Raw genomic sequence first — 16472 nt, 5'->3', positions numbered from 1 at the left:
GGAGGTCCGGCCGCCGGATGTCTGACGCCGGATGTCCGGCCGCTGGGCGTCTGACGCCGGAGGTCCGGCCGCTCGGAGTCTGACCTGGACGTCCGGCCGCTCCGCCCGGCCGCGGGCTTGCGGCCCGCCGCCGGGGCGGTCAGAACGCCAGCGCGTCCGGGGCGAGTTCCGGCACCAGCCCCTCCGCGGCGGCCCGGGTGAGCAGCCCGCGGACCGCCGCGTAGCCGTCCTCGCCGAGGTCCGCGGTGAACTCGTTGACGTACAGCGCGATGTGCTGGTCCGCGACCGCCGGGTCCATCTCCTGGGAGTGCGCGAGCACATAGGACCGCGAGGCCGCCGGGTCGTCCCAGGCGGCCCGCACCGACGCGCGCGCCGCTTCGGCCAGCGCGTGCAGCCGCTGCTTGCCCAGCGACCGCTTGGCGATGATCGCGCCCAGCGGGATCGGCAGCCCGGTGGTGGCCTCCCAGTGCTCGCCCATGTCCGCGAGCTTGCGCAGCCCGTAGTTCTGGTACGTGAACCGGGCCTCGTGGATCACTAGGCCCGCGTCCACCCGCCCGTCGCGCACCGCCGGCATGATCTCGTGGAACGGCAGCACGACGATCTCGCCGACCCCGCCCGGGACCTCGGCCGCCGCCCACAGCCGGAACAGCAGGTACGCCGTGGACCGCTCGCTGGGCACCGCGACCGTGCGCCCGGCCAGCTCCGCCCCGGTGCGCGCGCCGCCCTCGCCGGTCAGCACCAGCGGCCCGCAGCCGCGGCCCAGCGCGCCGCCGCACGGCAGCAGCGCGTACTCCTGGAGCACCCACGGCAGCACGGCGTAGGACACCTTCAGCACGTCGAACTCGCCGCGCTCGGCCATGCCGTTGGTGATGTCGATGTCCGCGAACGAGACGTCCAGCGGCGGCGCGCCGGGCACCAGGCCGTGCGCCCAGGCGTGGAAGACGAAGGTGTCGTTCGGGCAGGGCGAGTACGCGATGCGCAGGGCCTCGTCCGCGGCGCCGGTGGCGCGGGGAGCGGCGGCGTCGTCGGTGCGGGTGCGCGCGCCGGCGGCGGCGGTCGTTTCGGTCGTGGCGTCAGTCATGTTCCGGTCCAACCTCCAGGGCCGCCGGGACCTTCCCGAAGGCCGTCGTCAGCGCGGCGAGCGCGTCGCCGATCCGCCAGGCCGCGCGGTCGCGGGGGCCCACCGCGTTGGACACCGCGCGGATCTCCGCGACCGGGACGCCGGCCGCCGCCGCGGCCTCCGCCACGCCGAAGCCCTCCATCGCCTCCGCCACCGCGCCCGGGTGACGGCCGGCCAGCTCCGCGGCGCGCGCCGCGCTGCCGGTCACCGTGGCGACCGTCAGCACCGGGCCGAGCGCCGCGCCCAGCGCGCGGGCGAGGGCGCGCGCGGCGGCCGGGTCCGGCCGGTGCGCGCCGGTGCCGAAGCCGAGGTCCTCGACCGGGACGAAGCCCGCGTCGGTCTGCGCGCCGAGGTCGGCGGCCACGATCGCGTCCGCCACGGCCAGCGAGCCGACCGGCGCGGCCGGGGCGAACCCGCCGCCGATGCCGGCGGAGACCACCAGCGCGTACGGGTTTCCGGCCGCCTCGGCCAGGGCGAGTTCGCGCGCGGTGGCCGCCGCTGCCGCCGCCGGGCCGACACCGCCGGCGATCACCCGCGCGGCCGCGTCCGCTGTCCCGTACGCCGTGGCCAGCCCCGCGGCGACGGCGTCGCGTTCGGCGGCGACCGCGGTCACCACGAGCAGCCGCCGGCGCGCGGGCCGGGAAGGCGGCGCGGCCGGGAGCGCGGGCGCAGGCTCGACCTCGGGCTCGGCGGGGGAGTCGGCCGGGGACGCGGCCAGGGACGCGGCCAGGGACTCGGCGGGAGGCTCGACCTGGGGCACGGCCCGCGGGTCACTTCCCCCGGGTGAGGGTGAACTGGATGACGCGGTACGACTCCTGGCCGGAGGTGTCGCTGGACTCCACGATGTTGAGCGTCACGGACTTCTCGACCGAGGTCTGACCGGTCTGCGGGTCCTGCTCGCTGAAGAGCTGGTCGCCGTCCACGGTCCAGTACGTCTTGTCCTTGAGCACCTCGCTGGTCACCAGGGAGGTGTTGCGGACCACCAGCCAGCCCTTCTTGCCGATCGACGGGTCGACGCCGATGCGGACCTTGTCGCCGACGCCGACCGTGATGTGGTGGGTGGGCTTGGCCTGCAGGCACGCCACGAAGATCTGCTGCGGGAGCTTCTTGCCGTCGGCGTAGCACTTGTCGGCCGCCTCCGCCGTGACGGTCCTGGTGCCCACGGTCACCGTCGCCTGTGCGGTGGGCTTGTCGCAGGCGGTGAGGGCGACCAGCCCGAGGGAGATGGCACCGATGGTGGTGGCAGCGCGGCGAATGCTCATGGGGGTGAGGCTACCGGGCGCACCCCCGCGGGCCGCGCGGGGGTACGACGTGTCGATCCCGGCCGGGCCCCCGAGCCGGGGCCGGGATCAGGCCACCCGGGCGCGGGCCGTGCCGCCGCCCCTGCGCGCCGCGCCGAGCAGACCCCGCACCGACACCAGGAACGCCACCAGCACCAGCGAGGCCGCGACCGCCATCCCCAGCGAGCCGTTGAGCGGCAGCACTATGCCGAGGCCGCCGCCGATCACCCAGGACAGCTGGAGGGTCGTCTCGGACCGGGCGAAGGCCGAGGTGCGGACCTCCTCCGGCACGTCCCGCTGGATCAGCGCGTCCAGCGACAGCTTGGCCAGCGCCTGCGTGATGCCGGCCACCGCGGCGACCGTCGCCACCGTGACCAGGCCGAACCAGCCGGCCGCCATCGTGGCCGCGGCCAGCGCGCACACCAGCACGCCGGCGATGATCACCTCGGGGCCGCGGGCCTTCAGCCACGCGCCGAGCGCCGTGCCCAGCGCGTTGCCCGCGCCCGCCGCGACGCCCACCACGCCGAGCGACATCGCCGCGCTCAGCCCGCCGAGGTGGTGCTCGCGCAGCATGAACGCCAGGAACATCGTCAGGAAGCCGGACAGCGCGCGCAGCCCGCAGTTGCCCTGAAGGGCGTGCAGCACCGAGGAGCCGACGCCGAGCAGCCCGGGCGGCTGTGCGGGCCGCCCGCCGCGCCGGCCCCTGCCGCCGCCCTTGACCAGCCGGTCGCCCACCGCGCCGCCGACGCCGTCGCCCGAGCCGGGCAGGTCCCGCGCCTGCTCGTACGGCTCCTCGCTGGCCGACAGCCGCGCCTTGTTCTCGCCGCGGGCCGAATCCACCTTGGGGTCGAGCGTCATCGACAGCAGCGCGCCCGCGATGTAGATCACGAACGCGCCGTACAGCGGCCAGGGCGCACCGATGGCGTGCAGGCCGGCGCCCAGCGGCGCGGCCACGGCGGTGGTCAGCAGGCCCGCGAAGGTGACCCGTGAGTTCGCCTTCACCAGGGTGGTTCTCTCCGGCAGCAGCCGGGGGACCACCGCGCTGCGCACCACGCCGTACGCCTTCGAGGCCACCAGCACGCCGAGCGCCGCCGGGTACAGCCCCAGGCCCGCGGTGCTGATCACGCCGGCCATCGTCCAGGCGAGCACCGCGCGGGCGATCAGCGAGCCGGCCATCGCGGCCCTGCGGCCGTGGCCGAGCCGGTCCAGCAGCGGCCCAACCACCGGCGCGAGGAGCGCGAACGGCGCCATCGTGATCAGCAGGTAGAGCGCCACCCGGCCGCGCGCCTGGCCGGTGGGCACCGAGAAGAACACCGTGCTGGCCAGCGCGACGGTCACCAGCATGTCGCCCGCGGAGTGCACGGCGTGCAGTTCGATCAGTTTCGCCAGGCCCGACTCGCCCGCGCCGCCCTTGTGCGTCGAACGGCGCACCCGGCGCACGACGGCGCCACCGGACCGCCCCACGACGCTGGCGAGGGCGCGTCCGGCCCGGCGTACGGGCCCTGGGCCCGCGGTCACGGTTCGTGCCACGTTCGCAATCCTGCCCCAATTGGAAGTGTGCGCACCCCCTCCTTTGCGGCGGCGGTGCGCACAGGTAGCGTGCGATCGCGCAGAATGGTGGGAACAGGTGCGCCCGAGGACGCTCGGGCAGACCGGGGAAGCAGGGAACAACGCGTTGACGCGGTCCGCAGGTCCGCTCCGCCGCCGTTCGCTCGCACCGGGTCCGCCGGGTCCGTTCGCCCGTGAGCGCACACGTGAGACGGCGTAGAGAGAGAAACGATTTCTGTGAGTCCTGCGATGCGAAGCCGTACCCCTGACCGCCTGTGCGCCGAGGCGGTCGATGTCGCGCTCGCCGTCACCGAGGAGGCGGCCGGGCCGCACGCGGTCGGCGAGCACCTCGGCGTCATCGCCGAGGGCGACCGTGTCGTCACCCACCTCTTCGCCTGCAAGGAACCGGCCTACCGCGGCTGGCAGTGGGCGACCACGCTCACCCGGGCGTCGCGGGCGAAGGCGGTGACCATCGACGAGACGGTCCTGGTGCCCGGGCCGGACGCGGTGCTCGCGCCCGAGTGGGTGCCCTGGAGCGAGCGGCTGCGGCCGGGCGACATGGGGCCGGGCGACCTGCTGCCCACCGAGGCGGACGACCTGCGTCTGGAGCCCGGCTGGACCGGGGAGCAGGCGCCCACCGACGCGGAGGTCGAGGCGCTCGCGGCGCAGGCGGCGCAGGCCGGCGGCGCGGAGGACGGCGAGTGGGGCGCGGGCGGCACGGAGCCGGCCGACGTCATCGCGCCGCCGCCCGCGGTCGCCACGATCGGGTCGATCGCCGCGCAGTTGGGGTTCGGGCGGCAGCGGGTGCTCTCGCGCTACGGCCTGCACGCGGCGGCCGACCGCTGGGAGGAGCAGTTCGGCGCGAAGACGCCCATGGCGCAGGCCGCGCCGGCGAACTGCGTCAGCTGCGGGTTCCTGCTGCCGATCGCCGGGTCGCTCAGCCAGGCGTTCGGCATCTGCGCGAACGAGTTCTCCCCGGCGGACGGCCGGCTCGTCTCGCTCGGCTACGGCTGCGGGGGCCACTCCGAGGCCGCGGTGATGCCCCGCCCGCCGCAGCCGGCGCCGATGGCGCTGGACGAGTACCACGACGCGGAGACGCTCGCGCTGAGCGACCCCCCGAGCCCTTCGGCCGCGCCGGAAACCGACTGACGCGGCGTGTGCGCGTGGGCTGGGCCTTGGGCACAGAGCCTCGGGGCCAGCTGTGCGCTGGGCGCTGACGTCAGGGGCGCGGGGAACCGCGCGACCAGCCCACCACTCGCCGGGTGGTCCGGAACGAACCGAACAGCCCCCTCGGGCCGGTGACGACGCCCGGCCGCGCTGTGGCTGGTCGCGCAGTTCCCCGCGCCCATGGCGAGGTGACGCTCGGCGTTCAGCCGACCGTGCCTCGGGGTCGGTGCGGAGGCCGGGTTCGTCATCGGCCCGAGGAGGCGGAGCGGACCGCTCCGGAGCGCCAGCCGCAGCCCTGTCGGCGCGACGTCCGGCCGGAGCGGTACGGTCACCGGTGACGGGCCGGGCACACGGCCGGGCGAGGCGAGGAGAGGGCGTACGTGACGCGCGCAAGGGTGGGACGACCGGCTCCGGAAGGGCATCCGGACCCCTTCCGTACGGCTTCGCTGCGCCACGCGGTGCTGACCGCGTGGACCGCCTCGGCCGCCCGCTTCCGCGAGGACGCCAACGCCGAGGAGGACCTCGCCCTCGGCGGCCACCGCGACCGCCTGGTGGTGGAGCTGGCCCAGAACGCCGCCGACGCGGCGGTCCGCGCCGGAGTCCCCGGACGGCTCCGGCTGACGCTGCACGACGCCGAGCCGGGCGCCGACGGCGGCGAGGCCGTGCTGGCCGCGGCCAACACCGGCGCCGCGCTGGACGCCGCCGCCGTGGAGTCGCTGTCCACGCTGCGCGCCTCCGCCAAGCGCGACGACGGCCCGCTGTCCGTGGGCCGCTTCGGCGTCGGCTTCGCCGCCGTGCTCGCCGTCAGCGACGAACCGGCCGTCGTCGGCCGCGGCGGCGGCGTCCGCTGGTCGCTGACCGAGGCCCGCGCACTGGCCGCCGGCGTCCCGGGCCTGGCCGACGAACTGCGCCGCCGCGAGGGCCACGTGCCGCTGCTGCGGCTGCCGTTCCCCGCCGAGGGCAGCGCCCCCGAGGGCTACGACACGGTGGTGGTGCTGCCGCTGCGCGACGGCTCCGCGCAGGACCTGGCGCGGCGCCTGCTGGACGCCGTGGACGACGCGCTGCTGCTCGCGCTGCCCGGCCTGTCCGAGGTCGTCGTGGAGACCTCCGCGGGCGTACGGACGCTGACCCGCCGCCCGGCCGGCGACGACGCGACCGGCGCCGACGTGATCGTGGAGGACTCCGCGCGCGGCGCCGCGACCCGGTGGCGGGTGGACGCCACCGGCGGCGCGCTGGCGCCCGAACTGCTCGCCGACCGCCCGGTGGAGGAGCGGCTGCGCCCGGTCTGGTCGGTCACCTGGGCGGTGCCGGTCGACGCCGAGGGCGCGCCCGCCGCGCCGCGCACCGCGCCCGTCGTGCACGCGCCGACGCCGACCGACGAGCCGCTGGGCCTGCCCGCGCTGCTGCTCGCGTCGTTCCCGCTGGACCCGACCCGGCGGCACGCGGCGCCCGGGCCGCTCACCGACTTCCTGCTGGACCGCGCCGCACAGGCGTACGTGCGGCTGCTGGCCGGCTGGCGGCCGTCCGGCACCGGCGTGGTCGACCTGGTGCCCGGTCCGCTGGGCAAGGGCGAACTCGACGCGGAGCTGCGCCGCCGGGTGCTGGCCGCGCTGCCCCGCACGCCCTTCCTGCCGCGCGCCGCGCCGCCGGAGCCGGGCGCCGAGCAGCCGCCGGGCCCGGACCCGGACGCCTGGGACGACGCCGGCCCGCTCGCCCACGACGGCCAGGCGCTGCGCCCGGTCGAGGCCGAGGTGGTCGAGGGCGCCACCGCCGAGGCGGTCCGCGTCCTCGCCGAGGTGCTGCCCACCCTGCTCCCGGCCGCCCTCGAACGGCGGCCCGCGCTGCGCCAGTTGGGCGTCGCGCGGCTCTCCCTGGCCGACGCGGTCGACCGGCTGGCCGGCGCCGAGCGCCCGCCGGGCTGGTGGCGGCGGCTCTACGACGCGCTCGCCGGCACGGACGCGGACGTCCTCAGCGGGCTGCCCGTCCCGCTCGCCGACGGCCGCACCGTCGTCGGCCCCCGCCAGGTCCTCCTGCCGGTCCCCGCCGACCGCGCCGACCGTGCCGACCACGACGCGTACGGGGACGAGGGCGGGCCGCGGCGCGACGGCGGCTCCGCCGCCGACCCCGCGCTGCTCGCCCGGCTGGGGCTGCGGGTCGCGCACGCCGAGGCCGCGCACCCGCTGCTGGAGAAGCTCGGGGCCGCCCCCGCGACGCCGCGCGCGGTGCTGACCAGCCCGCAGGTGCGGGCCGCGGTGGCCGCCTCGCTGGACGACGACCGCGGCGCATGGGACGACGAAGGCGGCCTGGACGCAGAGGAGTTGGCGCAGCTCGTGCTGGGCCTCGCGGCGGCCGCGGGACTGGCGCCCGGCGACGAGCCGTGGCTCGGCGCGCTCGCGCTGCCCGACGAGGACGGCGAACTCGCCCCGGCCGGCGAGCTGGTGCTGCCCGGCAGCCCGCTGGAGTCGGTGCTGCGCGAGGGCGAACTCGCCGCGGTGGACGCGGAGTTGGCCGAGCGCTGGGGGAACAGCCGCTGACCGCGGTCGGCGTGCTCGCGACCTTCGCGCTGGTGCGCGCCGACGACGTGGTGCTCGACCCCGACGACCTCGAACCGCGCGACACCGACTGGGCCGAGCCCGACGACGTCGGCCTGCTGGACGCCGTCGACGTGTGGTGCGAGGACGTCCTGGACCAGCTCCCGCAGACCGATGTGCCGCCGGTGGCCACCGAGGTGGTCGGCGTGCGGGACCTGGACCTGGTGGACGACGACGCCTGGCCGCGGGCCCTCGCACTGCTGTCCCGGCCGCCGCTGCGCGACGCGGTCACCGCACCCGTCCGGGTGCTGCTGCCCGACGGCACCACCGAGTCCGTACGGCCGTACGCCGCGTGGTGGCTGCGGGACCACCCCGTGCTGGACGGCCGCAGCCCGGTGGGCCTGCGCACCGCGGGCGGCGACCGGCTGCTGGCCGGGCTGTACGAGGAGGCGGAGACCGGCGCGGGCGTGGACGACCAGGTGCTGCGCGCGCTCGGCGTGCGGACCACGGTCGCCGCGCTGCTCGCCGAACCCGGCGGCGCGGCCGAGCTGTTGGCCCGGCTCGCCGACCCGGACCGCGAGGTGGGCCCGGCCCAACTGCACGGCCTCTACGCAGCCCTGGCCGAGCTGGACCCCGACGAGGTCACGCTGCCCGACGAGTTGCGGGCCGTGGTGGACGGCGAGACCGTCGTGGTCGCCGCGGCGGACGCGCTGGTCGCCGACGCCCCGGACCTGCTGCCGCTGGCCGACGGGCTGCCGCTGCTGCCCGTGCCGCCGCGGCTGGCCGCGGAGTTGGCCGACCTGTTCCAGGTGCGGCGGCTGAGCGAGGCGGTGCCCGCGCGGGTGCTGTCGCAGGGCGAGGAGCACGAGGTGCTGCCCGCGGTGCACGACCTGCTGCCCGGTGCGCCGACCGGCTACGTCGAACACGAGGAACTGCTCGTCACCGGCGGCGTCGAGGTCGACTGGCGGTACGCCGACGGGGTGCTGCACGCCTCCACCGTCGAGGGCGTGGCGGCGGGCCTGGCCTGGGCGGCCGGGCACTGGGAACGCCGCTTCGAACTGGCCGCGCTGCTGGAGGACCCCACCCGCACCGAGGAGTTGGCGCGCGACCGCTGGTTCGACTGACCGCCCGGCCGGGGCGGCGGCCGGCGGCGCGGCGGCGGCTCCCGTACCCGTACCGGCGGGCCGCGTACCCGTACCGCCGCGCCGGCCCCGGCCCGCCCCGGCTCAGCCCGCGCGGGCCTCGCGGGTGCGGGCCCGCGCCCAGGCCAGCTCCAGCACCACGCCGCCGGCCGCGGCGATGCCGACCGCCGTCCACGGCACCTGCTCGCCGACCAGCCGCAGCGCGAAGAACCGCTGGAGCCAGGGCGTCGCCAGCACGATCAGGAAGCCGGCGACCATGGCGAACACCAGGCCCACCCGCCACCAGGTGTAGGGCCGCGCGACGATCGCCAGCACCCACACCTCCATCAGGAACAGCGTCAGCGTCGCCGCGCTGGTCTCGGCGTCCAGCGCGCCGGCGCCGGTGTAGTGGTGCCGGGCCACCAGGTACGCGACGAACGCCGCGGCGCCGCAGACGATCCCGGCCGGCGTCGCGTAGCGCATCACCCGGCGCACGAAGTGCGGCCTGGCGCGCTCCTTGTTGGGCGCCAGCGCCAGGAAGAACGCGGGGACGCCGATCGTCAGGGTCGACAGCAGCGTCAGGTGCCGCGGCAGGAACGGGTACGGGATCTGCCAGAACACCACCAGCAGCGCCAGCAGCACCGAGTACACCGTCTTGGTCAGGAACAGCGTGGCGACCCGCGTGATGTTGCCGATCACCCGGCGGCCCTCGGCCACCACCGAGGGCAGCGTCGCGAAGCTGTCGTCCAGCAGCACGATCTGCGCGACCGCCCGGGTGGCCTCCGAGCCCGAGCCCATGGCCACCCCGATGTCGGCGTCCTTCAGCGCCAGCACGTCGTTGACGCCGTCGCCGGTCATCGCGACGTTGTGGCCGCGGGACTGCAGCGCGCCGACCATGTCCCGCTTCTGCCGCGGGGTGACCCGGCCGAACACCGTGCCGTCCTCCAGCGCCGCCGCCATCGCGTCCCGCTCGGCCGGCAACGTCCGCGCGTCCACCGGGTGTTCGGCGCCGGGCAGGGCCAGCCGCGCGGCGACCGCGCCCACCGACACGGCGTTGTCGCCGGAGATCACCTTCGCCCGCACGTCCTGCTCGGCGAAGTAGCGCAGGGTGTCCGAGGCGTCCGGGCGCAGCCGCTGCGCCAGCACCACCAGCGCGTACGGGACCACGGCCGCCGCCGTCCGCGGGTCGTCCGGCGGCCGGTCGGTGCCGGCCAGCAGCAGCACCCGCAGACCGCGGTCGTTCAGCCGGTCCACCTCGGCGAGCGCGGCGTGCCCCTCGGGCAGCAGCACGTCCGGGGCGCCGAGCAGCCACGCCGAGGCGGCGCCGTCCGGCTCGGTGAGGGCCGCGCCGCTGTACTTGCGGGCGGAGCTGAAGGGCAGCGTCCCGGTGGCGTGCCAGCCGTCCGCGCCCTGCGGCGGGTAGGCCTCGACGATCGCCCGCAGGCTGGCGTTGGGGCGCGGCTCGGACGCGCCGAGCGCCGCCAGCACCCGGGCGACGCGCTCGGGCGGCGCGCCGTCCAGCGGGCGCACCCGCGCGACGTCCATGCCGCCCTCGGTGAGCGTGCCGGTCTTGTCCAGGCACACCACGTCGACCCGGGCCAGGCCCTCGATCGCGGGCAGCTCCTGCACCAGGCACTGCTTGCGGCCCAGCCGCACCACGCCGATCGCGAACGCCACCGAGGTCAGCAGCACCAGCCCCTCGGGCACCATCGGCGTGATCCCGCCGACCGTGCGGCGCACCGCCTCGCGCCCGTCGTTGCTCTCCACCGTGAACTGGCTGATGATCAGCCCGACCGCGGTCGGCACCATCATCCACGTCACGTACTTCAGGATGCGGCTGATGCCGCCGCGCAGCTCGGAGTCGACCAGGGTGAAGCGGGACGCCTCCTCGGCGAGCTGCGCCGCGTACGCCTCGCGGCCCACCCGGGTCGCGGTGAACGCGCCGCCGCCGGCCACCACGAAGCTGCCGGACATCACCGGGTCGCCGGGACGCTTGTGCACCGGGTCGGCCTCGCCGGTCAGCAGCGACTCGTCGACCTCCAGGCCGTCCGCCTCGGCGGTCGTGCCGTCCACCACGACCTTGTCGCCGGGGCCCAGCTCCACCAGGTCGCCCAGGACGATCGCCGAGGTGGGGATCTCGGCGGACACCCCGTCCCTGCGCACCGTGGGCCTGGCCTCGCCGATCACCGCGAGGCTGTCCAGGGTCCGCTTGGCGCGCAGTTCCTGGACGATGCCGATGGCGGTGTTGGCGACGATCACGAAGCCGAACAGGCCGTCCTGGATCGGGCCGACCACCAGGATGACCAGGAAGAGCACGCCGATGATCGCGTTGAAGCGGGTGAAGACGTTGGCCCGGACGATGTCGGCGGCCGAGCGCGAGGAGCGCACCGGCACGTCGTTGACCTCGCCGCGGGCGACCCGCTCGGCGACCTCGGCCGAGGTCAGCCCGCCGGCCCGGTCGACCGCGGCACCGGCGTCCATGCGTTCGGTCATGGTCCGACGGTACGTGCGCGGGCCCGCGTCCACCCGGCGGGCATCACCCGGTGGGCGTCACCCGGAGCAGGCCCCGGGGGAGGTCAGCCGGCGAGCGGGTCGCCCTCCCGCCCGGCGCGCGCCGCCGCGGCCCGCGCGATCGCGTCCCGCCGGGCCCGGACGTAGAGCAGCCCGAGCAGGCCAAGGCAGCCGCCGGCCAGACAGGCCCAGATGAACCAGGTGTGCCCGTGGTCGGAGTACCAGCCGTAGAACGGCAGCTGCACGACGAACAGCGCGAACCACACGATCGTGCCGACCGTGACTGTCACGACGTCGTTGGCCTCCAGCGGCTCCGGGGCCTCGCGCAGGGGGGTCCGCTCCTTGGTCCGCTCCTTGGTCATGCGGACATCGTATGACTAGGCGGCGGACGGCGGCGCTGCCCCGTCGACTCAGGGGTCTACGCGCGAAGATAGCGTTCCGATTGCTGGATGTTCATACTGAAACGGTCACCCGGTGACCGAATTCATTCGTACGATCGCCCAACCCCTGGCGCGGTCGCCGTCCCCGCACCGCTCCTCGAAGGACCCGCATGCCCACCTCGGCCCCCGCTCCGGTCGACGCCCCCACGCCCACCGGGCGACCGTCCGCCTCCGGCCCCGACCGCTGGTTCCGGATCTCCGAGCGCGGCTCGACGCTGCCGCGCGAGATCCGCGGCGGCCTCGCGACGTTCTTCGCGATGGCGTACATCATCGTGCTCAACCCGATCATCCTCGGCGCGGGCACCGACAAGTACGGCCACCACCTGGACGGCGGGCAGCTGGTCACCGCCACCGTCGTCACCGCCGCCTTCACCACCCTGCTGATGGGCGTGATCGGCAACATGCCGATCGCACTGGCCGCGGGGCTCGGCGTCAACACCGTCGTCGCCCTGCAGCTCGCGCCGAAGATGAGCTGGCCGGACGCCATGGGCATGGTGGTGCTGGCCGGCCTGGCGATCATGGTGCTGGTCGCCACCGGGCTGCGCGAGCGGGTGATGAGCGCGGTGCCGCTGGGCCTGCGCAAGGGCATCGCCATCGGCATCGGCCTGTTCATCATGCTGATCGGACTGGTCGACTCCGGCTTCGTCACCCGCGTCCCGGACGCCGCGCACACCACCGTGCCGCTGCAGCTCGGCGCCGACGGCCACCTGCACGGCTGGCCGGTGCTGGTCTTCGTGCTCGGCACGCTGCTCACGCTCGCGCTGATCATCCGCAGGGTGCCGGGCGCGATCCTGATCTCCATCGTCACCATGACGGTGCTGGCGCTGGTCCTGAACTCCGTCGCCGACGTGCCGGCCGGCAGCTGGGGCCTGACGGTGCCCAAGTGGCCGGGCAACCCGGTCTCCACCCCCGACTTCGGCCTGGTCGGCAACGTCAGCCTGTTCGGCGGCTTCCACGAGGTCGGGGTGCTCACCGGCATCCTCTTCGTCTTCACCGTGCTGCTGTCCTGCTTCTTCGACGCGATGGGCACGATCCTCGGCGTCAGCGACGAGGCCGGGCTGCTGGACGCCAAGGGCGACCTGCCCGGCATGAACAAGGTGCTGATGATCGACGGCATCGCCACCGCCGCCGGCGGCGCCGCGTCCTCCTCGGCCAACACCTGCTTCGTGGAGTCCACCGCCGGCGTCGGCGAGGGGGCCAGGACCGGCCTGGCGAGCGTGGTGACCGGTCTGCTGTTCGTGCTCGCGCTGTTCCTCACGCCGCTGGCCACCATGGTCCCGGCGCAGGCCGCCACGCCCGCGCTGATCGCGGTGGGCTTCCTGATCCTGTCCGGCTCGGTCCGCGAGATCGACTGGAGCGACCACACCATCGCGGTGCCGGCCTTCCTGACCATGGTGCTGATGCCGTTCACCTACTCGATCACCAACGGCATCGGGATCGGCTTCATCGCCTTCTGCGTGCTGCGCGCGGCGGCGGGCCGGTGGCGCGAGGTCCCGCTCGCGCTCTACGCGGTGGGCGCGGTGTTCGCCTTCTACTACCTGATGCCGGCGCTGGGCCTGGTCTGAGGGTCGGGCGGCGCCTGGCCGTAGAAGCGGTCGGTCTCCTCCACGGCGGCCATGAACCGCTCGTCGAAGTCGTCGCGGATGAGCGTCCTGACCACGTAGTCCTGGGCGCTCATCCCGCGTCGCGCGGCGTGGCCGCGGATCCGGTCCCACAGATCTCCGTCTATCCGGAGGCTGAGCACTTTCGATGCCATGGCACCCACGGTCCCCGGCCCACGCGGCGGCGCGTGTCGCTTTCCGTCGCCATCTCACCCGTACGGGTGAGATCCGGTCGCTTCGTGATTGAACGGCGTCCGCTCCGGAAGACGAGGGTGAGGACGCCGGCGGAGGTCCGCGGGCCGATTTTGCTTAGACTAGGTAATGAGCTAAACTAACGATCGTGACCGAACTGTCCGAGGCCGACCGCGCCGCGGTGAACGAACTGCGCGGCGCCGTGATGCGACTGTCCCGCCGGCTGCGCCACCAGCGCGTCGACGAGACGCTCAGCCCGACCGAGATGTCGGTGCTGGCCACCCTGGCCCGCTGCGGCTCCGCGACCCCCGGGGAGCTGGCCCGCAAGGAGCACGTGCAGCCCCCGTCCATGACCCGCATCGTGGCGATGCTGGAGGCCAAGGGGCTGGTCCGGCGCGAGCCGCACCCGGAGGACCGCCGCCAGGTGGTGGTCAGCCGCACCGAGCGGGCCGAGGCGATGCTCGCCGAGAGCCGCACCAAGCGCAACGCGTGGCTGGCCGAGCTGGCGTCCGGCCTGGACGAGGACGAGCTCGCGATCCTGCGCCGGGCCGCACCGGTGCTGGAGAAGCTGGCCCACCTGTGACGGTCGCCGCAGTGAGAACCGAACGTGAGGACTGACGAAGGGCAGGCGAGAACCGATTGAGTTCGGCAGCCGGACCACACACCGCAACCGAACCTGACCGCGGCGCGGAGACCAGGACGAGCACCTTCAGCTCCCTGTGCATCCGCAACTACCGACTCTTCGCGACCGGTGCCGTGATCTCCAACACCGGCACCTGGATGTCGCGCATCGCCCAGGACTGGCTGGTGCTCAGCATCACCGGCTCGTCCTTCGCGGTGGGCATCACCACCGCGCTGCAGTTCCTGCCGATGCTGCTGTTCGGCCTCTACGGCGGGGTCATCGCCGACCGCTACCCCAAGCGCAAGATCCTGCTGTGCACCCAGCTGGCCATGGGCCTGCTCGGGCTGACGCTAGCCGCCCTCACCCTCGGCGGGGTGGTGCGGGTCTGGCACGTGTACACCATCGCCTTCCTGCTGGGCATGGCCACCGTGGTGGACAACCCGACCCGGCAGACCTTCGTCGTGGAGATGGTCGGCCCCTCGGTGGTCCGCAACGCCGTCTCGCTGAACGCCGCCAACTTCCAGGCCGCCCGGCTGGTCGGGCCCGCCGTCGCCGGCGTGCTGATCACCGCCGTGGGCAGCGGCTGGGCGTTCCTGATCAACGGCCTGTCCTTCTTCGCACCGCTCACCGGCCTGCTGCTGATGCGCACCTCGGAGCTGCACACGATCGAACGCGCCCCGCGCGGCAAGGGCCAGCTCCGCGAGGGCCTGCGCTACGTGGCCGGCCGGCCGGAACTGGTCTGGCCGATCGTGCTGGTCGGCTTCATCGGCACCTTCGGCTTCAACTTCCCGATCTGGCTGTCCGCCTTCGCCAACAAGGTCTTCGACAGCGGCGCCGGCACCTACGGCCTGCTCAACTCCCTGATGGCCGCGGGCTCCCTGCTCGGCGCGCTGCTGGCCGCCCGGCGCAGCCGCACCCGGCTGCGGATGCTGGTGGCCGCAGCCATGGTCTTCGGGCTGCTGGAGTCGGTGGCCGCGCTCGCCCCGGAGTTCTGGATCTTCGCCGCGCTGCTGGTGCCGATCGGCGTCTTCGGCCTGACGTTCAACACCACCGCCAACGCCAGCGTGCAGCTGGCCACCGACCCGGTGATGCGCGGCCGGGTGATGAGCCTGTACATGATGGTCTTCGTCGGCGGCACGCCGGTCGGCGGCCCGGTCATGGGCTGGGTGACCGACACCTACGGCGCCCGCGTCGGCTTCCTCAGCGGCGGCCTGGTCAGCGCCGCCGCCGCGGTCGGGGTCGGCCTGGCGCTGGCCCGCGCGGGCGGCCTGCGGCTGCGCTTCAACCCGCGGCGCACCGGCGACGGCCCGCTGATCGCCTTCGTCCCCCGCGACGGCGCGGCGGGCGGCGCAGGCGCGCAGGCGGCGGGCGCCACGGCCGGCGGCGAGGCCGCCGCGGGCGACGTGGTGGACGGCGCGGCGGGCGGCGCAGGCAAGGCCGCGGCGGGCGGTGTCACCCGGGCCGCGTAGGGTCGGCGCATGAGGCTGTTCGTGGCGCTGCTGCCGCCACCCGCCGCCGTCGCGGAGCTGGCCCGGGCCGCGGCGCCGCTGCGCCGCCTGCCCGGTGCGGGGGACCTGCGCTGGACCCCGACGGAGAGCTGGCACCTCACCCTCGCCTTCCTCGGCGAGACGCCCGACGCGCTGCGGCCCGAGCTGGACGAGCGGCTGGCCCGCGCCGCCCGCCGGCACGGCCCGTACGACCTGCGGCTGGCCGGCGGCGGCCGGTTCGGCGACCGCGCGCTGTGGGCCGCGGCCGAGGGCGACCTGCCGGGCCTGGCGCGGCTCGCGCGGTCCGTACGCGCCGCTGCCCGCCGGGCCGGCGCCCCCGTGGACGAGGAGCACGGCTTCCGCGCCCATCTCACGCTGGCCCGTACCGCGCGCGGCCGCCCCGTACCGCTGCGGCCGTTCGCCGCGGAGCTGGCCGGATTCCGCGGCGCGTCCTGGACCGCGGACACCCTCTGCCTGGTCTCCAGCACCGCGCCGCGCTCCGGCGTCCCCGGCGAGCAGCCCCGCTACGACACGGTCGCCGCGTGGCCGCTGGGCGCGGCGGCGGGCGAGGCGGCCGAGGCGGGTGCCGCCCGGGACGTACCCGACGACACCCGGGGCGTGTCCGACGACGCCCGGGGCGTGTCCGGCGGCGACGCCCCTGCGGCCGGGGGGCCGGGCGCGGGCGGTTAGTCTCGGGGCGTGGACCCCAAGACCCGCACCCGCGTGATGACCGCCGCCTTCGTCCTGCTGATCGTGGTGGTGATCGTCGCCGCTGCGGTGCGCTGAACCGCCGCGGCGATGTCCCGCGGCGCCGCCGGCCAGGACCGGGCCGGCCGCGGGCACGCCGCGGGG

Annotated in this window: 12 protein-coding genes and 1 pseudogene; 6 read left to right on the top strand and 7 right to left on the bottom strand. The window is 75.6% G+C overall.

Features of this window, described 5'->3' with window-relative positions; translation table 11 throughout:
• Positions 1-139 precede the first annotated feature (139 nt).
• The 4 genes from VSR01_RS14985 to VSR01_RS14970 form a co-directional block, all read right to left on the bottom strand.
• Positions 140-1081 (bottom strand): 1,4-dihydroxy-6-naphthoate synthase, encoded by a 942-nt coding sequence (locus tag VSR01_RS14985; RefSeq protein WP_326449705.1) that lies wholly within the window; start codon positions 1079-1081, stop codon positions 140-142.
• Entirely contained in the window at positions 1074-1742 is a 669-nt protein-coding gene (locus tag VSR01_RS14980) for a futalosine hydrolase (protein ID WP_326453670.1), read from the bottom strand. The genes VSR01_RS14985 and VSR01_RS14980 overlap by 8 nt, the downstream gene beginning before the upstream one ends.
• A gap of 148 nt (positions 1743-1890) precedes the next feature.
• Positions 1891-2382, bottom strand: coding sequence for a hypothetical protein (locus tag VSR01_RS14975; RefSeq protein WP_326449704.1), 492 nt, complete (start codon positions 2380-2382; stop codon positions 1891-1893).
• Between the two features lie 87 nt (positions 2383-2469).
• Positions 2470-3930 (bottom strand): MFS transporter, encoded by a 1461-nt coding sequence (locus VSR01_RS14970; RefSeq protein ID WP_442785465.1) that lies wholly within the window; start codon positions 3928-3930, stop codon positions 2470-2472.
• Between the two features lie 267 nt (positions 3931-4197).
• Here VSR01_RS14970 and VSR01_RS14965 point away from each other — a divergent pair, with 267 nt between their 5' ends.
• Together VSR01_RS14965 and VSR01_RS14960 are read left to right on the top strand one after the other, a co-directional pair.
• Complete coding sequence (locus VSR01_RS14965) at positions 4198-5097, top strand: DUF3027 domain-containing protein (RefSeq protein ID WP_326449703.1); 900 nt, start codon at positions 4198-4200, stop codon at positions 5095-5097.
• 398 nt (positions 5098-5495) lie between these two features.
• Positions 5496-8770 (top strand): annotated as a pseudogene (locus tag VSR01_RS14960) (sacsin N-terminal ATP-binding-like domain-containing protein).
• Positions 8771-8872: 102 nt separating this feature from the next.
• Here VSR01_RS14960 and VSR01_RS14955 read toward each other — a convergent pair.
• Complete coding sequence (locus tag VSR01_RS14955) at positions 8873-11260, bottom strand: HAD-IC family P-type ATPase (protein ID WP_326449702.1); 2388 nt, start codon at positions 11258-11260, stop codon at positions 8873-8875.
• A gap of 83 nt (positions 11261-11343) precedes the next feature.
• Positions 11344-11640, bottom strand: a complete 297-nt coding sequence (locus tag VSR01_RS14950; protein WP_326449701.1) for a DUF2530 domain-containing protein — start codon at positions 11638-11640, stop codon at positions 11344-11346.
• A gap of 188 nt (positions 11641-11828) precedes the next feature.
• Here VSR01_RS14950 and VSR01_RS14945 point away from each other — a divergent pair, with 188 nt between their 5' ends.
• Complete coding sequence (locus tag VSR01_RS14945) at positions 11829-13283, top strand: NCS2 family permease (protein ID WP_326449700.1); 1455 nt, start codon at positions 11829-11831, stop codon at positions 13281-13283.
• Here VSR01_RS14945 and VSR01_RS14940 read toward each other — a convergent pair.
• Complete coding sequence (locus tag VSR01_RS14940; RefSeq protein WP_326449699.1) at positions 13253-13474, bottom strand: ribbon-helix-helix protein, CopG family; 222 nt, start codon at positions 13472-13474, stop codon at positions 13253-13255. The two genes, VSR01_RS14945 and VSR01_RS14940, sit on opposite strands and share 31 nt — an antisense overlap.
• A 242-nt stretch (positions 13475-13716) precedes the next feature.
• Here VSR01_RS14940 and VSR01_RS14935 point away from each other — a divergent pair, with 242 nt between their 5' ends.
• Genes VSR01_RS14935 through thpR form a run of 3 tightly spaced genes read left to right on the top strand, consistent with a single transcriptional unit; the run spans position 13717 to position 16310 of the window.
• Positions 13717-14094 carry a MarR family winged helix-turn-helix transcriptional regulator gene (locus VSR01_RS14935; protein ID WP_326453668.1) on the top strand — a complete coding sequence of 126 codons (378 nt, stop codon included), beginning with the start codon at positions 13717-13719 and terminating at the stop codon, positions 14092-14094.
• Positions 14095-14150: 56 nt separating this feature from the next.
• The gene (locus VSR01_RS14930; RefSeq protein WP_326449698.1) at positions 14151-15602 is read left to right on the top strand and encodes an MFS transporter; all 1452 of its coding nucleotides are present in this window, start codon (positions 14151-14153) and stop codon (positions 15600-15602) included.
• A 9-nt stretch (positions 15603-15611) separates the two neighbouring features.
• Positions 15612-16310 (top strand): RNA 2',3'-cyclic phosphodiesterase, encoded by a 699-nt coding sequence (gene thpR / locus VSR01_RS14925; protein ID WP_326449697.1) that lies wholly within the window; start codon positions 15612-15614, stop codon positions 16308-16310.
• Positions 16311-16472 lie beyond the last annotated feature (162 nt).

This window comes from Actinacidiphila sp. DG2A-62, from assembly GCF_035825295.1.
In the GTDB taxonomy this organism is placed as follows: Bacteria; Actinomycetota; Actinomycetes; order Streptomycetales; family Streptomycetaceae; genus Actinacidiphila.
The sequence above is the reverse complement of the archived record's forward strand: the minus strand, read 5'-3'. Positions and strand labels throughout refer to the sequence as shown.